Raw genomic sequence first — 18,002 nt, 5'->3', positions numbered from 1 at the left:
GTTGAGGGTAATGAAGGGATGGTGATGTCACCCCGGGGAAACGAAGGCGTGCTACTTCGGACATACGGCGGGCTCCTTCATCCTGACGGGCTCTTTTATCGGATAGTTCACATTTCTCGGTGACCAGCAGCTGGTGGTCACCTTCACGTCATCGCAGGGTAAAAAGTGCACCGTAATGCCGCACACATCCTGGCCGTTATAGTCGGGCAACGGAACGGTTTTGCTGTGCTGCCGATTCTGAGAGCTCATTTTTTTCTCCCAGGCTTTATATTTTTCGTAATCAGCAAATCCAGGAAAACCTTCAGTCGATGCCTCACCACTTTCCCAGTCAACGCGCACCGTCATACCCGGCGTCCAGCGGGCGGGCACGCTGAAGCAGCAGCCGCCACCGCCGCCCTGAAACGGACCTATAATGTCGATCCCCGACTGGCCGTTGACACTGAAGTGGTTGATCGCCCATTTGGTGTGGTTGATGGCTTTTATTGTTCCGCCACCGCCGCCTCCGGCCTGTGCGGCAGGCTGCGCGCAGCCGGTTAACAGCAGCAGACCCGCCAGCAGCGGGCTGATTAATGCAGATTTCATCGGACTCTCCCTGTCGGTTTGAGGGTGATTAAGTGAAGGTGATGCCATCCTGAATAAACGAAGGCGGGCTACTTCGGACAGACGGCCGGCTCCGTCATCCTGACGGGCTCTTTTATCGGATAGTTCACATTTCTCGGTGACCAGCAGCTGGTGGTCACCTTCACGTCATCGCAGGGTAAAAAGTGTACCGTAATGCCGCACACATCCTGGCCGTTATAGTCGGGCAGCGGGACAGTTTTGCTGTGCTGCCGGTTCTGGGCCTTCATTTTCTTAGCCCAGGCAAGGTACTTTTCATCATTGCCAAAGCCAGGAAATCCTTCCATATCCCCCACCCCGGTTTCCCAGTCAACGCGCACCGTCATACCCGGCGTCCAGCGGGCGGGCACGCTGAAGCAGCAGCCGCCTCCGCCCCCCTGAAACGGGCCTATTGAATCGATGCCCGACTGGCCGTTGATACTGAAGTGGTTGATTGCCCATTTTGTGTGGTTGATGGCTTTTATTGTTCCGCCACCGCCGCCTCCGGCCTGTGCGGCAGGCTGTGCGCAGCCGGTTAACAGCAGCAGCCCCGCCAGCAGCGGGCTGATTAATGCAGATTTCATTGGACTCTCCCTGTCGGTTTGAGGGTAATGAAGAGAGGGGTGTACTCAGCCAGACCAGGCTTTTCATTCTGAAGGTCTCTCACTGGTTTTTACGTCGGCAAGCCACTTCTTCATTACCCAGTCTTCACGAGCGTCATCCAGAAGAAGACCCTGGCGTGTCGCCTCCACCATGCCCTGGTAACAGGCCGAAAACAGTGACTGTCTTGAGTCAAACATGCCCGCAGGCGGAGCACAGTGCGACAACATGACGATGACATCGCTGATACACATCAGATGCTCAAGCTGGCGATCGCTGAGTTCTATTTTTGGCGCCTTTTCATCGCGTTCCGGCAGGAGACCACTGCCCTTGATGCCTTTCGCCTGGCCGTCAAGATCCTGCCACGCCCAAAACAGGGCCGGACGCATCAATGGCTCTTGCTGCTCGTCACTGAGAATGTGCGTAAACAACAGCGGAAATACCCGGGTATCGTAAAAGCGTAAAATTCCGCTGCGCCCTTCCTGCAGAATATCCATACACTGCGTGAGCCAGTTCGCTAGCGCCGAAAAGGGCCAATATGTGCAGAACAGGAGCAGCGGCGCCTGGATGGCAAGTTGCTGGCTGATATCCTGTAACCAGCGCATTTGCTCAAGATCATCAAGCGTAAAGCGCGCCACCAGCGGAGCATCATCGACAATAAATGCTTCCGGAAGTCCATGAAAAAGCGACTGCCACTCAACTGACAGCGAATTCAGCGCCGGAATAACGGAAAAACCCACCCCCGCCTGATCGATAATGACATGCAGATAATCCGTTCCGAAAGCCCGACAGGTTCCGGCGACCTCCTCAATCCATTGTCTGGTCATCTATGCCTCCCGCGGCACGAAGCCCTGCGCCAGCGCCTGGGCTTTTTTAAGGCACTCTTTACACACCGATGCCGGTAGCTCAGGCAAGGGAAACTCCTCGCTGACCGGCCCCTGCAAATCATGCTGCCCCTTAAGGCTAATCACCCCCGGTCCGTGGATCTGTATCTCTCCCTGCGGGGTAAGACGGATATATGCGCCGCCGCAACCCAGGGTGATGCCATTTTTAGCCGTCAACTGCAGATGCCCCTGGGTTGACTGGACGGTGATATCTTTTAGCGCGGTCAGCGATAGAATATCGCCGTGCGACTCTACTTGCAGCGGACCTTTGGCGGAGACCAGCCTCATCCCCTCCTGTTGCGCCAGCAGTGAAATAGCCTGGCTGGCATTCAGAGAACAGCGCTGTGCCGTGGTGATGTTGACCTCTCCCAGGCTCTGCAGATACAGCCCCTTACCGCTGTGCAGGAGGGTTGTTTCCGGCGTGACTGCGGCAATCCCCTGCGGGGCCGACATCAGCAATGTCGGCTGTTTAAGATCGCTGGCGCCTGTGGTCAGTGCGCTTAATGGGCCGGTGTCTGGGATAACATTATGATGGGTTTGCGTAATGCTTCCCCATTCCGTGACCTGATTCACCGCACCTTTCAGCAAACTGACCGCCGGCTCCATCGCCAGCACCTGCCCCTGAGCCTGCACCTGTCCGTCCGCGCTGATAAATATCCCTTTCTGTGCCCGGATAGCTCCCCAGCTGTCGGTTCTCAGCTCAAAGCCTTCGCCGCGCGGCTGCCTGTCACTGTCCACCAGGTGCCCCAGGTTCAGCTGGCTTTTACCGCCGTACTCCGTGCTGACCTTGATATGTTCTTTCCCGCGCTCATCGTCGAGGCGGATTTTGTTGTTGGCCGGGGTGCGCAGGACGTTACGTTTGTCATTGCGGATGGTGACGTGGTCGCCGTGCGCCGAGTCGTGCAGCACGCCCGCGATATACGGCCGGTCAGGGTTACCATCCTCAAAGCCAATCGCCACCTCCGTCCCGGCCAGCAGCGGCAGGTGCAGGCCGTAGGTGTCTCCGGCATACGGCCGCGACTGACGGACCCACAGGCTCTCGAACCCGGTTTCCCAGCGCGCCCGATCAAACAACATATTCACCCGGTAGCGTCCGTGTTTGTCGATATGCCCGTAGGTGTCGTTTTCCCGGGTGCTGGTCACGCGGGCCGGCAGCGTCCCGGCCATCACCGGACGCGCGCCGGGCTCAGGCCGGTAGCCGACGTCCGGGCTGTCCGGTATGCCGGCAAACTCCACCGCAAAGTCGGCATCGCGCCGGGCGTGGCTGTGCATCGCCGTGATGAGCACGCCATCAGCAAACTCCCTGGCCACCTCCTCTCCGCCGGTGACCTTCAGCACCTGTCCCGGGCAGAGCGTCGGGCAGCTGGTGGTGGCCTGCATCCGGGTCTGGCCGTTCAGATAACGCTCATGACGAAGACGGGCGTAAAACGCCCCGGACTCCGGCGCCGGATGGCGGTCATGGACATTCCCGGCGGTCAGGTAGTTATCTCCCCAGTGGTAAGCCTCACCAAAGGTGGTGGTCTCCCCGCGGGTGACATCCACCTGCGCGTTCATGTCCGCCGTCGCCTCGCGGTAGTTGTAGTCGCGGGTACTGACCTGCTGCTCCACGACGCGGTGGCGGCATGCCATCTCCCACACCGCGTCCACCCCGGCCGACTGCTGCCCTGACGGCGGGACCGAAGGCAACGTCAGCCCCTTCTCATAGCCCTGCTGACTGTCGCAGAACTCAGCGACGTCGATGTGCAGCCGCGTGTCGGCGGTAAAGCGAAACCAGATCCCCACCTCTCCCAGCAGCCGGGTGATAAAGCGCAGGTCATCCTCGCCGTACTGCATCACCTGCTCGCGTCGCGGATACGTTTTTGTCAGCGAGAACAGAAAATCCTGACCGCGCAGGCCGTGGCGCTCGCGGAGGATTTTTTCCACAATCTGCGGAACGGACTGGTCCTGGTAAATGGCGTTCTGGTGCGAGCGGTTGAGCAGCGCCAGGCGCGGCTGAAGCGTCAGCGCGTAGTGCGTTTCATCCCTGGAGGTACCGAGCCTTTCAAACCCCGTCACCACGCCCTGGATCACCCGCACGGGTTGCTGAACATTGATGCCGAAGCCCTGAGCCACCGGCGCCTGCAGCGTCAGGGAGGCTGCCTTCATCAGCATCATCTCTTTGCTGATGGCATGGTCTGCGCTGGTGAATTCAATACGGTAGCGGAACGGCTGGCTCAGGGCTTCATCGCCCTCGAAGGCCAGCACATCAAGCCCGGCTTCACATCCCTGCACCGAAAGCAGGTGGTGGTTATGGCTGAACAACAACGATTTCACGCTACTCATCGGATATTGTCCCCTCGTCAAACGCCATCACGACGCCTTCCTCTTCGTGATACCCCAGCGTCACCTGGCGCGGTTTCTGCCCCGCCGCCATATGGCTCAATAGCTGCTGACTCAGCGCCGGCAGGATCTGCTGATTCAGCAGACTGTCGACGTTGCGGGCGCCGGTATCCGGCAGCAGGCAGGCCTCGGTTAGCGCGGCGAACAGGCTCTCGCTGAGGGTGGTGGTGATTCCGTAATGGCAAGCCAGACGCTGACTTACCTGCCCGAGCTTCATGCCGACAATGGCGCGCAGCGCTCCCGCCGGCAGCGGACGGTAAATCACCGTCTGGAAGCGGGCCAGCAGCGCCGGCTGGAAGTGGCCGCGCAGCACCGGGCGCAGCAGCTCGTGCAGGTCTGATTCGCTGGCCTGCGGCTGTTCATCCAGCAGCTGCATCAGGAGGTCGCTACCGAGGTTGGCGGTCATCAGGATCACGGTGTTGCGAAAGTCGATTTCACGCCCCTCGCCGTCGCGCATTACCCCCCGGTCGAAGACCTGGTAGAACAGGTTCATCACATCGCGATGGGCCTTTTCCACCTCATCGAGCAGCACCACGCTGTAGGGGCGTTTGCGCACCGCCTCGGTCAGGATCCCGCCCTGGCCGTAGCCGACGTAGCCCGGCGGAGAACCCTTCAGCTGGCTGACGGTGTGCGGCTCCTGGTACTCGGAGAGATTGATGGTGATCAGCGCTTTCTCGCCGCCGAACAGCGCATCGGCCAGGGCGAGCGCCGTTTCCGTTTTGCCGGTGCCGCTCGGCCCGACCAGCAGGAACACCCCTTGCGGACCGTTCTCCGGCGTCAGGCCGGTTTTCGCGGCGCGCAGGCGCCGGGCAATAGCGCTCAGGGCCGCCTCCTGGCCAACCACCCGTTTGCCGAGACTCTCTTCCAGACTCAGAAGCTCCGTCTGCTCATCTTTCATTAGCGAGGAGAGCGGCACGCCGGTCCAGTCGGCAATCACCGTCGCCACGGTGCGGACGTCGACGTCCAGCCCGAGCAGCGGATTGCCCTGCTGGACGGCGATAAGCGCGGTTTGTAGATCGCTAATTTCCGCCTGGCGGGAGATATCGCGGCGGCAGGCGAGCAGCGCTTCCGTCAGCTGCAGCTCCTGACCATACTGAGTTTCAAGGGTATCCAGCGCCAGAATAAGGCGGATCTCCTCCTGCTCAATGGCCGCCAGCCGATCGCCGCGGGCGCTGTTGCCCAGCGCAATATCTTCCAGCAGCGCCTGCTTCTCCATCGCCAGCGCGGTGAGCTGCGCCTTCATGCGGGTCAGCGGCTGAGGCACGGTATCCAAACTCATACGCAGGCGGGCGGAAGCGGTGTCGAGTAAATCCACTGCCTTGTCCGGCAGCTGGCGACCGGTGAGATAGCGTCGTGACAGCGTCACGGCGGCGCGCACCGCATCATCGGTGATATGCACGCCGTGGTGGTCGGCATAGCGGGACTTCAGGCCGCGCAGCATCAGGCAGGCGGTGTCGTCGTCCGGCTCATCCACCTTGACCATCTGAAAGCGGCGCTCCAGCGCGGCGTCGCGCTCGAAGTACTGCTTGTATTCACTCCAGGTGGTGGCGGCGATGGTCCGCAGTTCGCCCCGGGCCAGCGCCGGCTTCAGCAGGTTGGCGGCATCCGCGCCGCCCGCCTGATTACCCGCGCCGATGATCGTGTGCGCCTCGTCGATAAACAGCAGCACCGGCGAAGGCGACTGCTGTACCGCCTCAATGATATTTTTCAGCCGCTGCTCGAACTCGCCTTTGACCCCGGCGCCGGCCTGCAGCAGACCGAGGTCAAGGGTGCGCACCGACACTGGCTTCAGCGCGTCGGGGACGTTGCCTTCGGCAATGCGCAGCGCCAGGCCTTCCACCAGAGCGGTCTTGCCCACGCCCGGCTCACCGACGAGGATCGGGTTGTTTTTTCGCCGACGGGAGAGAATATCCACCATCTGGCGGATTTCCATGTCGCGTCCGAACACCGGGTCAATCTGGCCGTCTCTGGCTTTGGCGGTGACGTCGAGAGTGAATTTGTCCAGCGCGTTCTGCAGCGCCGGGTTGAGCCCATCCGCATTCAGTTCGCTGCCCGCAGGACGCCCCACAAATTCCACGTCCCCGCCATGGGGCTGCGCCAGCGCCGCTTCCTGCTGCGCTGGCGGACGTTCGTCGGACTGGGCATCCAGCAAGGAGCGCAGGCGTTCCAGCTGACGCTGGCCCAGCGTTAACAGCGGCCACAGGCCATCGCACTGGATCAGATTCTGTTTTTCAACCAGCGCCATCAGCAGGTGAACACTGCGGATCTGCGCTTCGCCGCTGAGAGAGGCAATCAGCCAGGCCTCCTGCATCAGCCTCAGGGTATGGTCAGAGAGCTGGGGACGATGACGTACCGAGCGCGGCTGTTTATCCAGCCAGCTCAGCAGATCCTGCCACAGCGCATCCATATCCCATTCATAGCGCCGCGCCAGCACCGTCAGATCGCCTTCCCCCTGTTCCAGCAGCTTGAGCAGCCAGTGCTCGGGCAGGATCTCGGCATGCGCCCGGGTCTGGCACAGGGAGGCCGCCCCCTCCATTGCGCGGGCACAGCAGGGATTAAGACGGCGTAACAGGCTGGCTGGATTTTCCATGAGATCCTCTCTTATTGTTTCCGGACACGCTACCGCCCGTCGCTGTTCCTGAACAGGAACCCCTAGCGCACAAGGTCAGGCAGACAGATTGTGTTTTTCTTTGCTGAGAACCCGTATCTCAGGCGCTCAGCAAAAAACGGCGGGCAGAGAAACGCTGCCCGCATCAGGCGATCGCCCGCAATAATCCCCGGCCGCAGAGATAACGATGCGGCCGGGATGAGCGAACGTCGCCTGCGCGCCAGCGGCGCGAAATATGACGGGCAATTACGCGGTGGCGCGTTCGTTCCAGCTATCGGAGTGAATGATGTTGCCGTCTTTATAGGTCCAGGTGATCTTCTCGTAGCGCAGCTCAATCTGTTCCAGATGGTTGTGCTTCTCGTAGGCGGGGTTTTTGATGTCGTGCATCAGGGGATTCACTTTCACCACCTTGACGTTCTCAAGTTTGGTATTGAAATACTCCACTTCCTGGCCGGCATCGTTGATTCGGTACCACTTGAACTCAGCGGATTTCAGGGTCTGGCCGGTGGTCACTGCCTTGTACAGGTAGGGGCTGGAGGAGTCGATCTCCTTGGTGAACAGGAACGGCGTATGAATACGCGTGCCGGTCAGTTTGCCGGTGTTGTTATCGGTCGGGATGTACAGGTTATGCTCCTGAGCCACCACTTCGATACTGCCTTCACGATCCTGAACGTCGACAGACCCTTTAATGTCCGCGCCGCCGTCGTCTTTCAGCCAAAGATAAACAGGAATTGCCATGGAATTACTCTCCATTGTGTAGTGAAGCGCCATCATCCTGGGATGACGCAGAGGGTTGGTCCGGTAACCGGCAGGCGTCTACCTGCGGCACCAGACTGATTTCGACACGACGGTTCAGCGCACGGCCTTCCGGCGTATCGTTTGTTGCAATTGGTCGGCTTTCGCCATAGCCCTGAACGGCAAAGCAGCTGTCCGGCACGTCGCCGGTATCGCGCATCCAGTCGCGGACCGATTCCGCACGTTTCAGCGACAATAGCTGGTTGGCTTTTTCCTCACCCACGCTGTCGGTGTGACCCGCCACCACGATCAGCCACCCGGGCCTGGCCTTAATGTCCATCAGCGAGCTGACCAGCCGCTTTGTCGAACCAGGCTTCAGTACCCATTTCCCGGTATCGAATAGCGACATGCTGTCAAGGCGGATGACATCCGGCGCGACGCGCTGCACCGGCCTGGGCGGAGGCGGAGGCGGCACGTAACCGCGAATCGCCTCCAGCAACGGCAGGCGAATCTGCTCCCCGTGATACAAGCCCAGACTCAGGCGCAGCGGGACGCCGTTACGCGCCCAGCTATCAAGCAGCGCGGCATCTTCACGCAGCACCCTGACAGCGCTGGCTTTTGGTCGATAATCATCCATCGCAATCCGCTCATAACGGGCAATATCGACGCTCACGCGCTGCAGCAGTTGTCGATTGTTCCAGCCACTGCTGAGCAGCGCGGCGACAGCCGCGAGGGTGAAAATCGCGAGCGCCGCTCGCCAGGCCCTGCCTCGTGGCGTGAGTCCCCGTCCCACCGGTAACTGCGGCAGGATTAATTCCGGCAAAGCTGAAGCGTCCCCGGTGTCGCTCTCATCTGGCTGCCAGCCAGCTACCCGCGACAGGCCGCTATGTCGGGATAACCACGTCGTCCAGGCCGACGATGCCAGCCTTCCAGGCAGCGAGGGCCCGAGGCCCCACAGCACGGCCGCAGGGGTCAGAGGTGGCAGGTCGGTATTCTCTTCCGTCAACACGGCATGGACGTGCTGTTCAAACCAGCCCATCAGGCTGTTCATCAGCACCTGCTGCTCCAGCGCGGCCGCCCCACCGGCGCTTACCCAGGCCGGTACGGAACAGGGGGCGCAGGAGGGCTGCCAGACTTTCACCGCTTCACCCGGTATCGCCGCCTGCCACAACAGGTCGCGACTCATCGCGCTGCCCACCTGCCCCTGCAGCACCAGCGGTACGGCATACCCCGTCTGCTGGCGCAGCTGGCTGAGTTGCCAGCGCAGGGCCAGCAGAGCGCTGGTCAGCGCATCGCTTTGCGCATGCCGCTGCGGGCAGACGCAGAGCAGCACCGACAGCTGAGGCCCCCATTCCGGCCGCTGGCTCAATACCTGGCGCGCGACCTGCTGCAGCTCCTCCGTCTTTTCCACGCGGATCCAGCAGCCCTGTTTGACCACTCGCACCGGTGACGCTTGCGGCCAGACACACGGCAGGTCGCCGCAAACGAGGACCACCGGTTGGCGATAAGCGCCCTCCGGGAGAGGGGCCAGGGTTGATGCGACGTTACGTCCGGTACGACGACTGGCGATGCGCCAGATCCCGATGATCAGGGCCAGCGTGACCAGCAGAATGAGCCACGCCCCCCAGCGGGGAACCGGCAAAAATAGCAGGCACACCAGCGCACTCAGCAGACTGGCCCACAGCGCCAGCCCACGCTGCTGCGGGGGGCTCATTTCACCTCCCCCGGTAACAAGGTCAGCAGCAGGTGATCGAGCCAGTGGTTGAGTCCCCACCACAGGGCGAGTACCACCACCACGCTCAGGCCAATACGTACCGGCCATGGGGCCAGCCAGCCGCTTATCCCCAGACCGGCGCGACTCTCTACCAGTACGGGAGCGGTAGCCGGGCACTGAAAAGGAGGAACACGCTCACCGAGCGCGTTGACCAGCTTCAGGCGCTCGGGGTCGTGGAGGGAGCGAAAGCTGCCAATAAAACCCAGCAGCATCACCCGCTGAAAACAGGTGACCACGGCCAGGTTGGGCGCCGGTTCACGCAACACATCACGCATCCGCTCGCACAGGGTGTCGCCGGCGTCCATGGTGCCGAGGAAGTGCCCCTGCAGCGGAATGTCATACCACTGCAGGCAGGCCTCATCCTCCACGCCGCGACCTTTCACTGCTTCATCGAGCAGCGCGCACTGGGCGGTGAGAATATGCTGACAGCTGACGTCATCAAGCCCGCTCGCCTTCAGCTCATGTTGCACGCGCTCGACATCAGCAATACAGCGCTGCCATAGCGTGTACCCTTCCTCATCGCGGAACTGCGGGCCGTGGCGCAGGCTGATAACCTGCAGCCAGGTGTTCTGCAGCAGCGCATCAATATCAATGGACGCGGCGTTGCCGCGTTTAGGCTCATTCACGTTCGTAGTACCGCAAAAAGTTCAAGTTCAGGCTCACCGAGCATCCCCGGGACGTAAAACATACAGGTGCCGCTCTGCAGCATTTCCGTTGCCAGAGGGTGGGACACATCGAGGCTGAAATACTGATTTTCCAGACGCAGCGGGATCGCCGCCGGCACATGACGCAATGGCGTGAGGGGCACCCCTGTCCGCGAGGAGTTGACGATGGCTTTGACATGATCCGGACTGCCCACTTTGCACTGGCGCGGAAACTGCTCCTGCAGTTGGGCGACCGGTACCGACGAACGAACCGACAGGTAGTAATCAGCCCCTTCCCGCAGCCGGGCATCGTGCAGACGCGCCTGCCAGAAGTGCAGCCGGACATCATGCTCCAGGGCAATCGCCACCACCCGCGATGGCAGGCTCGCCTCCAGCAGGTCGCTCAGTAAATCAAACAGCGGCGGAAAAACCGCGTTCAGCTGGTCATGCTGATAGATCGGGACGGCATTCGCCTGATGGGTGAGCGAAAAGGTCAGCAGGCTACCAGCCAGGCGCGCCAGCTCCGGGTAGAGGCGTTCCGGCGGGCTTTGCCGGTAACGCAGAAAGTACCCCAGCACCGGTTCGGCGCTGTTCAGCGCATTCAGCAACCAGAACAGAGAGACATCGGCTACGGCAAAATCAGCCATCCGTTCATTGCTTTCGCGACGCATGGCCATCAGGCGCGTCAGACGAGCCCGGAGCTGGACGAGCAGCTGTTCAAGCTGCGTCGCCAGCCAGCGGCTGCCCTGGATCTGCAGCAGCGGCGAGAGAAACGTCTCGTCGATAAGCCAGGCCCCCTGCGAGTCCCGCTGCAGGCGAACAAGCGGACAGGTCAGGTAATCGCTGTTGTCCTGGTGGGCGAAGCGGAGGGTCAGCTCCGGCTGTATGACGGCAATCTGCCGGGTATCATCCCCAAACTGGTTACGGACATCGCGCCAGCGCTGCCGGAAGCGCACCGGCCTTTCGGCAACCTCCTCCGGCTTCAGACAGTTGCCGCCATTCGCCTGCATCAGGGGCAGCGCCAGCACGATCACCGCCTCGCCGGGCGCGCCGTCCAGCGACAGCGCGGACGGCAGCGCATCGGCATTGTCCGTATCAATCATCGTGCCATCCTGGAACCGGACCTGCAGCCTGTGAGCCTGCAGGCGGCCCAGTTTGAGCATCTCTGGTTCGAAGGTCGCCTCAACCACTCCCCAGGGGTGGTTAAGACCCATCCGGGCAATCACTTCCGCAGTCCAGGCTGCATACGCAGCCTGCTGTTGAAAATGCTGAGGCGACACCATAATGCCCCGGCCCCACAACGGACGTTCCGTTTTCATCATCGTCCGAACCTACGCCTTCGCCTTTGGCATCTGGCTAACCAGCGACAGATTGACGTCCATCCCCTCGACCTGGAAGTGCGGCACCGCGTACAGCTTCACGCGGAAGAAGCCCGGGTTATCCTCGATATCTTCCACCACCACGCTGGCATCGCGCAGCGGATGGGAGGCCTGCAGCTCGTCGCCGGGGTCGGTCATTTCGGTCACCAGGCTCCGCACCCAGGTGTTCAGCTCCAGCTCCAGCAGACGCCGGTCCTTGGTGGTGCCGATATTTTCGCGCTGGATCATCTTCAGGTAGTGCGCGATGCGCGACAGCAGGAAGATGTAAGGCAGACGCGCGTTGATACGGCTGTTGGCGGTGGCGTCGGCGGTATCGTACAGCGCCGGTTTCTGCGCGGAGTTGGCCGAGAAGAAGCAGGCGTAATCGCGATTTTTGTAGTACGACAGCGGGATAAAGCCCAGGCTGGCGAACTCAAACTCCCGCGTTTCCGGGATCATCACCTCGGAAGGGATCTTCACCTGGTTGCCGGTGCCCAGATCGTACAGATGGATAGGCAAATCTTTCACCGCGCCGCCCGCCTGCGGACCGCGAATTTGCACGCACCAGCCGTTGTTAACAAAGCTCTTCACCATATTAGATGCGAAGGAGAACGCCGCGCTGGTCCAGAGATATTTTTCGTGATCCGGGCCCTTCACCTGCTCGACATAGTTGAAGCTGCGCACCGGCACGGTGTCCGGACCGTACGGCAGACGACCCAGCACGCGCGGCATCACCAGGCCGATGTAGCGGGCATCGTCAGTTTCGCGAAACGCCTTCCAGCGGATATATTCCGCACGATCGAAGTAGTTGCCGATATCCTTAATGGCAGCCACCTCTTCCATGGTCTCTTTCAGGAAGAAGGCCGGGCCGACGGCGCCGATAAACGGCATATGGGCGGCCGCAGAGACGCGGGAGATATTGCGCAGCAGCGCCACATCCTGCGGGCTGGCGTCGAACTCATAGGCCGAGATCACCGAGCCGATCGGCTCGCCGCCGGGAGTGTCATACTCCGCGGTATAGGTGTGCCAGTACATGCCGCTCTGGATAAGCTCCGGCGCGTCCTCAAAGTCCTGGCGCAGATCGTCTTTGGCGACGTCGAGGATCTCCGTTTTGACGTTCTGCCGATAGTCGGTGTTGTCCACCAGCTGTTTGAGGCCGCGCCACAGGGATTCGACCTGCTGAAACTCCTGATGGTGCATCACCGCGTCCAGCTGACGGCTTATCTGGAAATCCAGCTCGGCGATATGGTGATCGATCAGCGTTTTGTCGAGCTTTTCCACCCGCTGGCCGGACTGGCGGATGCGTTCCATAAACACCTGCATCGCCGCGGTGAGACGTTCCGCCGCCGGCGCCTCGGAGAGCGCGGCATCGTCCAGAAAGTCGTTGATATCCCCGAGGCGAGACGCCGGGGTGAGATTAATTTTTTCAAACAGCGAGGCGTAAACGCCCTCGCCCGCCCTGTTTTCCTGCAGCGTGGTTTGCCCCTGAACAGGGGCGTTTTCTGTGGTAACAGACATTAGCATTTTCCCGGTTAATCCATTAACAGACTTGCCCCGCACTTATTTCGGGGCAAGCGCACTCATTTCGTCGCGTAATTCCTGGGACAGCGCCGGATCTTTCAGGATTGCCTCAAGCTCTTTTCTGAAAGTGGCGTTATCGAGCAGATTGGATTTGAGATCGCGTAATAAATTACGCATCGCCAGCATGGCGCGGAGTTGCGGAATTTGCCGGGCAACCTGCTCCGGTTCAAAATCTTTGATGTCGGTAAAACGCAGTCTGACGTTCTCCTCTTCGCCATTGCCGGCCAGCGTATTCGGCACCGAGAGGTTAACTTCCGGGCTAAATTCCGAAAGTACGCTGTTAAAATTATTTTTATTGACGTTGATTTTTTCTCTTTCCGATAAAGGCCGGTTTTCCTTAACATGACTAAAATCGCCAATGGTAAGCAGTTTGAGCGGCAGTTCGACCTTCTTTTGCGCGCCGCCGGTATGAAGAGATAATTTGAGATTAATGCGCGCCCTGGGGACTTCATTCTGGAACGTATCAGCCATAGCAGTTCCTTTCCTTAAGGAATAATTATTGAAGATATATTGATGTGAAACGTGACGATGATAAAGCAAAAATGGATTACCGATCAACTTAACCACCTAATAATTATATTTATTCATAAACACCCACTTTCACCACGAAAATAAAAGCACCATGAATATCAATATTTAAAATATGAAACAACAGTCAATGATAAATTCAATAAATAATGCACCAAAGGAATGTTTGCAATGGATACCATAAGGCGGGCTAAAACATTAAGCGGATGAATAAAGGAAACCATAGAGACGACCGGGGCAATATAATTCGCTCATTATGCAAATTTAGCGTAACAACGCAATCAATTACTCAGAGGGAAAATATCTGGCTTCCATCCGATTGCCCCTTCGCGGCGGACGCTTAATAGTGCTGGCGCGAAATCTAAACGGTAACAATATTCTTCTGCTCCCCTTACTCCCCACAAACCGATTTTTTGCGGATAACGAGCCACAGCGCGATGTCGAACAAAGTTGTCGTTAGCAAAAAAACATGAGCCCGGTTACAAGACGCACACGACACCGTCGTCGGCATCCTGAACGGTTCGCATTCTGCAAGTCGCCAGGCTATATCTAAGACACCTTTCGCCCACAACGAGACACAAAGATGAGCAAGAAAATCCTAATGCTGGTCGGCGATTATGCCGAAGATTACTTGAACAAAATTATAACTAACTGATTTAAAATAAAATTAATTAATAATTACCTAAAATATGTACTTAATTATGTACTCACAAACCTAAACAATCCATTTGACTAGTAATCATCTCTCGCTGAATACTGTATATTCAACCAGCACAAAGGTGATTATCATGCGTGTAGAAATCAGCATTGCCAAAGAGAAAGCCGCGAAAATGCCAAAGGGGTCAATGGAGGCCTTGAAAGACGAAATGACCCGTCGAATCAGCAAGCAATATGACGACGTTGAAGTGATCGTGAAAACGGCCAGTAATGATGGACTGAGCGTTTTGTGGGCGACTGATAAAGAAATCGCCAAAGAATTTGTAGAGACCACTCTAAAAGACGCTTGGGAGACGGCTGACGACTGGTTTGTGCGTTGATCGGTCTATATAATCATTCGCGGTGATCTCCTGCCTGAGTCACTACCCCCACCAGGCAGCAGCATACATTAGCTGCCGGGTGGGCCTATGTGCAACACACTTTGAACTATTCACTAAATGAGCTGCCTGAATAATAACCACTATTAATAAGGCTCACTATGACTACTCTTCTGATCACCTCAAGCGTTGTATTTGTCATCCTCGCACTATTTACCATAAGCGTCATAAAACTATGGATTGGAGTCTCCAACAACCCTGACTAGCACCATCAGAGCCCCTCCCCATCCCTGCCATCATCCACAGCCTGTTTTCGCTATGGTCAGGCGTCTTATCGACGAAATACGTTTGTTCCCGCGCGATCCAGGAGTTCGCCTCCACCTCGGAGAAGTGGATGCCGCGCAGGCGCAGTGCGGTAACGAAGTCTCGGGTGTGAATGTACTGGAACCCCTTGGAACTGCGCAAAATGGACTCGCGGAAAGCCGCGGCGATGTCTGTCTGTCGAAGCATGATCTGCCCTCCAATTAATGTCGCGGTAGGGATACCCGTTACCGGATACCCCCCGCACAGATCCCGGCGTGCGCGATTTACGCACCGGGCTCCTGCCTCGGGTGTCTGGCGGTGAACCGCTCCACAGGCCATGGATGAAGAACCCGAACCCTTGGTAGCCATGCGGCTGCCAGTTTGTTTGCTTTCGTCCAGGTCGTATCATCCTTCTGGCTCCTGCGCCTGAGCGCCCGGCGCCAGAGGTTTGTTACGTGTGTCCTGAACTTCTGCATGGTGGGGAAGTTGCCCGGTACCGAGTGATAGTTCAGGTATCCCTGAACCACTCTCCTGAGCCATTTTCCCTGTTCGGGGATTGAGTAATGCCAGCGCCTTCGCAGACCGTCTTTGATGGCTTTCAGAGTTGCCGTCATCCGATCCCGGCGGGTCTTTCGTATCAGCATGAACCTGCCGTTGCGATCTTTCCCGCTGATGTGCGTGAACCCGAGGAAGTTGAACGTTTCTGGTTTGCCTTTTCCCCTGATGGCACGGTTTTCGGCAGCGAAGCGGCCGAACTCCATCAGACGGGTTTTCTCCGGGTGAACCGTGAGTCCGAACTCCCTCAGTCTGCGCTGCATGGCTATACGGAAGCGCCGGGCATCGTATCGTTTGTCGAACCCGATGACGATGTCATCGGCGTATCTGACCATTACCACATTGCCTGTGGCATAGCGACGTCGCCACTGATGCGCCCACAGATCGAAGACGTAGTGGAGGTATATGTTTGCCAGCAGCGGTGAGATGACCGCACCCTGTGGGGTGCCTTCCTCCGTTGCTCGCCATTGACCCTCCTCCGACGTCCCGGCTGTGAGCCACTTACGTATGAGCCTGATTACCCTCCGGTCGCCGATCCGATGCTCTGTGAACCTGATCAGCCATTCGTGGCTCACCCTGTCGAAGAACTGACTGATGTCGGCATCCAGTACCCAGTTTACGTTAGTGCGTACCAGCCCTGTGGCCAGTGCGTCCAGTGCATCGTGCTGGCTTCGCCCGGGTCTGAACCCGTATGAGAACCCCATAAAGTCGTTTTCATAGACTGCGTTCAGGATTTTCACCAGCGCATACTGGACGATCTTGTCCTCCAGCGAGGCGATGCCGAGCGGGCGTTGTTTTCCATCCGCTTTTGGGATGTAGTGACGCCTGCCGGGCTGCGCCCTGTAGCTGCCCTGATGTAGCCTCCGGTGCAGATCTGTTATGTTGTTCTTCATGTTTCCGGCGTAGTCCATCCACCTGATGCCATCCACTCCGGCGGCCGCTTTCCTGCTCAGGGAGAGGAATGCGGCTTCCAGTGCTTCGACTGTCAGCAGGTGGAACAATGCTGTAAACCGTTCTTTCTTCCGCTGCTTCGCAGCTTCCCGCACGCGTGACAGCCTCTGTGACATGCTTTCCCGGCTCTGTGTCCGGCGCATGTGTGGCTGTTCCGCGTTCCCCTTGGCCCCGCTCCTTCGCTCCACTGACTCCGCTCCTTTCGGGTTGTTCGCCTGCTTCGCCGCTACTATGAGCGAGTCCGACTTCTCCTCTCCGTACATCACCGGCTATGACTCCTCGTCTTCCCGGTGCGGGCCATCTCCGACACTGGCAGATGGTCAGAGGGGAGATCTCCCGGTTCCCGCGTAGAGATCGTATTGACATGCCAGGGTCTCAGACCCCGCCGGGTCCATGTGGCACTCGCAGTATCGCACCCTATGATGTTGCCTTCCGTTAACAGTACAACGTCGGCACCCGGTAATTTAATATACATTTCGTGGCTCAATGGCTGGCCTGTCAACACCCCTGTCAACGCTTCGCCCCATACCTCGCGGTATGCAACGCATGACTCGGGGACCTTGTGGATTGCTGGTCCTTCAATGGTCGGGGACTTTCACCCCTTGATCTCTAACCGGTCTCCCGGCGCACACTGTATTTATATACAGTAGTTTTGTTGGTGGGCAAGGTCAATACAAGATGTGGCTATTGGTTACTGTGACAGCGACATAAGTCTTTAAGGGGCCTCGTTTTCGCTTTGGGACCAACTCAGCGTATAGCCAGTGCTTACTGATATAACGGCTTGCGCATCATCATTACCGTTTACCAGTAAACTGATGATGTCATCACGCTCAAACTGGTTCAGTTCATCCCAGATAAATACTTCATGTGAGAATTCTACTTTTGCCCCTGAAACAGTCTCAATCTTAACTGCGATTGTTGTCATACCGTCTCCCCTCTTCCGGTCATGATACTAGTTCCCAGGGCTATGGCATTTGTGATATCTCCTGCGGAGAACTCATTACCCCATGCACCAAAGAACCCAATGTCGCCTTTGAGCATCGAGGATCCTGCGGCACTTGCACCGAGCATGAGAGGACTGCCAGCAACGTTAGCCAGATAGCCCGTTGGGCTAGCAGCAATTGCGGTTCCATCAGACAAAGTTAATTTGTGATTGCGGTTAGGGGAAATGACACCACAGGCCACATACCATTTGTCAGCAACGATGGTTTGTCCGGTTGCGTAGTAAATACCCATTGAGCCATCAGGCCACGCAACACGCAGCTCCAGGCGCTGCCCGGTGGGGTTGTATGTGATGGCAAAGCCGTGACCGGAGCCGACGGTAAGATCTCGACAGTCCAGAACGTACTGGAATGTGTCGATGGCACTGAAACGGAAAGCCGTCAGGAAAGATAGTCCCGCAAGTCCAGCCTCCGTAAAGTCTGTTTGACTACCTGCAGTACCTTGAAACTGCAGTCCATATGGTTTCAGC

The 18,002-nt window shown here is 58.4% G+C and carries 15 protein-coding genes; 1 reads left to right on the top strand and 14 read right to left on the bottom strand.

Annotated features, from left to right (window positions below; translation table 11 throughout):
- Positions 1-51: 51 nt before the first annotated feature.
- The 12 genes from KPHS_23070 to KPHS_22960 all read right to left on the bottom strand — a co-directional run bounded on the left by KPHS_23070 (position 52) and on the right by KPHS_22960 (position 13,912).
- Positions 52-582, bottom strand: coding sequence for a putative lipoprotein (locus tag KPHS_23070; RefSeq protein ID YP_005226607.1), 531 nt, complete (start codon positions 580-582; stop codon positions 52-54).
- Between the two features lie 68 nt (positions 583-650).
- Positions 651-1,181, bottom strand: coding sequence for a putative lipoprotein (locus KPHS_23060; protein ID YP_005226606.1), 531 nt, complete (start codon positions 1,179-1,181; stop codon positions 651-653).
- A 63-nt stretch (positions 1,182-1,244) separates the two neighbouring features.
- Entirely contained in the window at positions 1,245-2,024 is a 780-nt protein-coding gene (locus KPHS_23050) for a DUF4123 domain-containing protein (protein YP_005226605.1), read from the bottom strand.
- A complete protein-coding gene (locus KPHS_23040; RefSeq protein ID YP_005226604.1) occupies positions 2,025-4,394 on the bottom strand; it encodes a Rhs element Vgr protein in 2,370 nt (789 codons plus the stop codon).
- A gap of 1 nt (position 4,395) precedes the next feature.
- Complete coding sequence (locus KPHS_23030; protein ID YP_005226603.1) at positions 4,396-7,050, bottom strand: putative protease; 2,655 nt, start codon at positions 7,048-7,050, stop codon at positions 4,396-4,398.
- Between the two features lie 264 nt (positions 7,051-7,314).
- On the bottom strand, positions 7,315-7,806 hold the full coding sequence (locus KPHS_23020; protein ID YP_005226602.1) for an Hcp family type VI secretion system effector: 492 nt from the start codon (positions 7,804-7,806) through the stop codon (positions 7,315-7,317).
- Positions 7,807-7,810: 4 nt separating this feature from the next.
- Positions 7,811-9,517, bottom strand: a complete 1,707-nt coding sequence (locus KPHS_23010; RefSeq protein YP_005226601.1) for an OmpA/MotB domain-containing protein — start codon at positions 9,515-9,517, stop codon at positions 7,811-7,813.
- Entirely contained in the window at positions 9,514-10,203 is a 690-nt protein-coding gene (locus KPHS_23000; protein YP_005226600.1) for a DotU family type IV/VI secretion system protein, read from the bottom strand. The genes KPHS_23010 and KPHS_23000 overlap by 4 nt, the downstream gene beginning before the upstream one ends.
- Positions 10,200-11,543: a type VI secretion system baseplate subunit TssK gene (locus KPHS_22990; protein ID YP_005226599.1), complete on the bottom strand. Its 1,344-nt coding sequence runs from the start codon at positions 11,541-11,543 to the stop codon at positions 10,200-10,202. The genes KPHS_23000 and KPHS_22990 overlap by 4 nt, the downstream gene beginning before the upstream one ends.
- Positions 11,544-11,552: 9 nt before the next feature.
- A complete protein-coding gene (locus KPHS_22980) occupies positions 11,553-13,097 on the bottom strand; it encodes an EvpB/family type VI secretion protein (protein ID YP_005226598.1) in 1,545 nt (514 codons plus the stop codon).
- 42 nt (positions 13,098-13,139) lie between these two features.
- Positions 13,140-13,631, bottom strand: a complete 492-nt coding sequence (locus KPHS_22970) for a type VI secretion system contractile sheath small subunit (RefSeq protein YP_005226597.1) — start codon at positions 13,629-13,631, stop codon at positions 13,140-13,142.
- A gap of 158 nt (positions 13,632-13,789) precedes the next feature.
- The gene (locus KPHS_22960; RefSeq protein YP_005226596.1) at positions 13,790-13,912 is read right to left on the bottom strand and encodes a hypothetical protein; all 123 of its coding nucleotides are present in this window, start codon (positions 13,910-13,912) and stop codon (positions 13,790-13,792) included.
- Between the two features lie 564 nt (positions 13,913-14,476).
- On the opposite strand from KPHS_22960, the gene KPHS_22950 reads away from it, so the two are divergent.
- Positions 14,477-14,725 carry a DinI family protein gene (locus tag KPHS_22950; RefSeq protein ID YP_005226595.1) on the top strand — a complete coding sequence of 83 codons (249 nt, stop codon included), beginning with the start codon at positions 14,477-14,479 and terminating at the stop codon, positions 14,723-14,725.
- A gap of 584 nt (positions 14,726-15,309) precedes the next feature.
- Here the strand turns inward: KPHS_22950 and KPHS_22940 are convergent.
- On the bottom strand, positions 15,310-16,797 hold the full coding sequence (locus KPHS_22940) for a putative reverse transcriptase/maturase (RefSeq protein YP_005226594.1): 1,488 nt from the start codon (positions 16,795-16,797) through the stop codon (positions 15,310-15,312).
- Positions 16,798-17,246: 449 nt separating this feature from the next.
- Positions 17,247-17,456, bottom strand: coding sequence for a hypothetical protein (locus KPHS_22930; protein YP_005226593.1), 210 nt, complete (start codon positions 17,454-17,456; stop codon positions 17,247-17,249).
- Between the last annotated feature and the right edge of the window lie 546 nt (positions 17,457-18,002).

It is taken from the genome of Klebsiella pneumoniae subsp. pneumoniae HS11286 (assembly GCF_000240185.1).
GTDB lineage: Bacteria > Pseudomonadota > Gammaproteobacteria > Enterobacterales > Enterobacteriaceae > Klebsiella > Klebsiella pneumoniae.
This window is presented reverse-complemented; position numbering and strand designations above follow the sequence as displayed.

Bases quoted from the DNA above. Each gene is read 5' to 3' on its own strand.
- KPHS_23050 (YP_005226605.1), bottom strand. From the start codon at position 2,024: ATGACCAGACAATGGATTGAGGAGGTCGCCGGAACCTGTCGGGCTTTC.
- KPHS_23060 (YP_005226606.1), bottom strand. From the start codon at position 1,181: ATGAAATCTGCATTAATCAGCCCGCTGCTGGCGGGGCTGCTGCTGTTA.
- KPHS_22960 (YP_005226596.1), bottom strand. From the start codon at position 13,912: ATGGTTTCCTTTATTCATCCGCTTAATGTTTTAGCCCGCCTTATGGTA.
- KPHS_22990 (YP_005226599.1), bottom strand. From the start codon at position 11,543: ATGATGAAAACGGAACGTCCGTTGTGGGGCCGGGGCATTATGGTGTCG.
- KPHS_22930 (YP_005226593.1), bottom strand. From the start codon at position 17,456: ATGACAACAATCGCAGTTAAGATTGAGACTGTTTCAGGGGCAAAAGTA.
- KPHS_23070 (YP_005226607.1), bottom strand. From the start codon at position 582: ATGAAATCTGCATTAATCAGCCCGCTGCTGGCGGGTCTGCTGCTGTTA.
- KPHS_22970 (YP_005226597.1), bottom strand. From the start codon at position 13,631: ATGGCTGATACGTTCCAGAATGAAGTCCCCAGGGCGCGCATTAATCTC.
- KPHS_22950 (YP_005226595.1), top strand. From the start codon at position 14,477: ATGCGTGTAGAAATCAGCATTGCCAAAGAGAAAGCCGCGAAAATGCCA.
- KPHS_23020 (YP_005226602.1), bottom strand. From the start codon at position 7,806: ATGGCAATTCCTGTTTATCTTTGGCTGAAAGACGACGGCGGCGCGGAC.
- KPHS_23030 (YP_005226603.1), bottom strand. From the start codon at position 7,050: ATGGAAAATCCAGCCAGCCTGTTACGCCGTCTTAATCCCTGCTGTGCC.
- KPHS_22980 (YP_005226598.1), bottom strand. From the start codon at position 13,097: ATGTCTGTTACCACAGAAAACGCCCCTGTTCAGGGGCAAACCACGCTG.
- KPHS_23010 (YP_005226601.1), bottom strand. From the start codon at position 9,517: ATGAGCCCCCCGCAGCAGCGTGGGCTGGCGCTGTGGGCCAGTCTGCTG.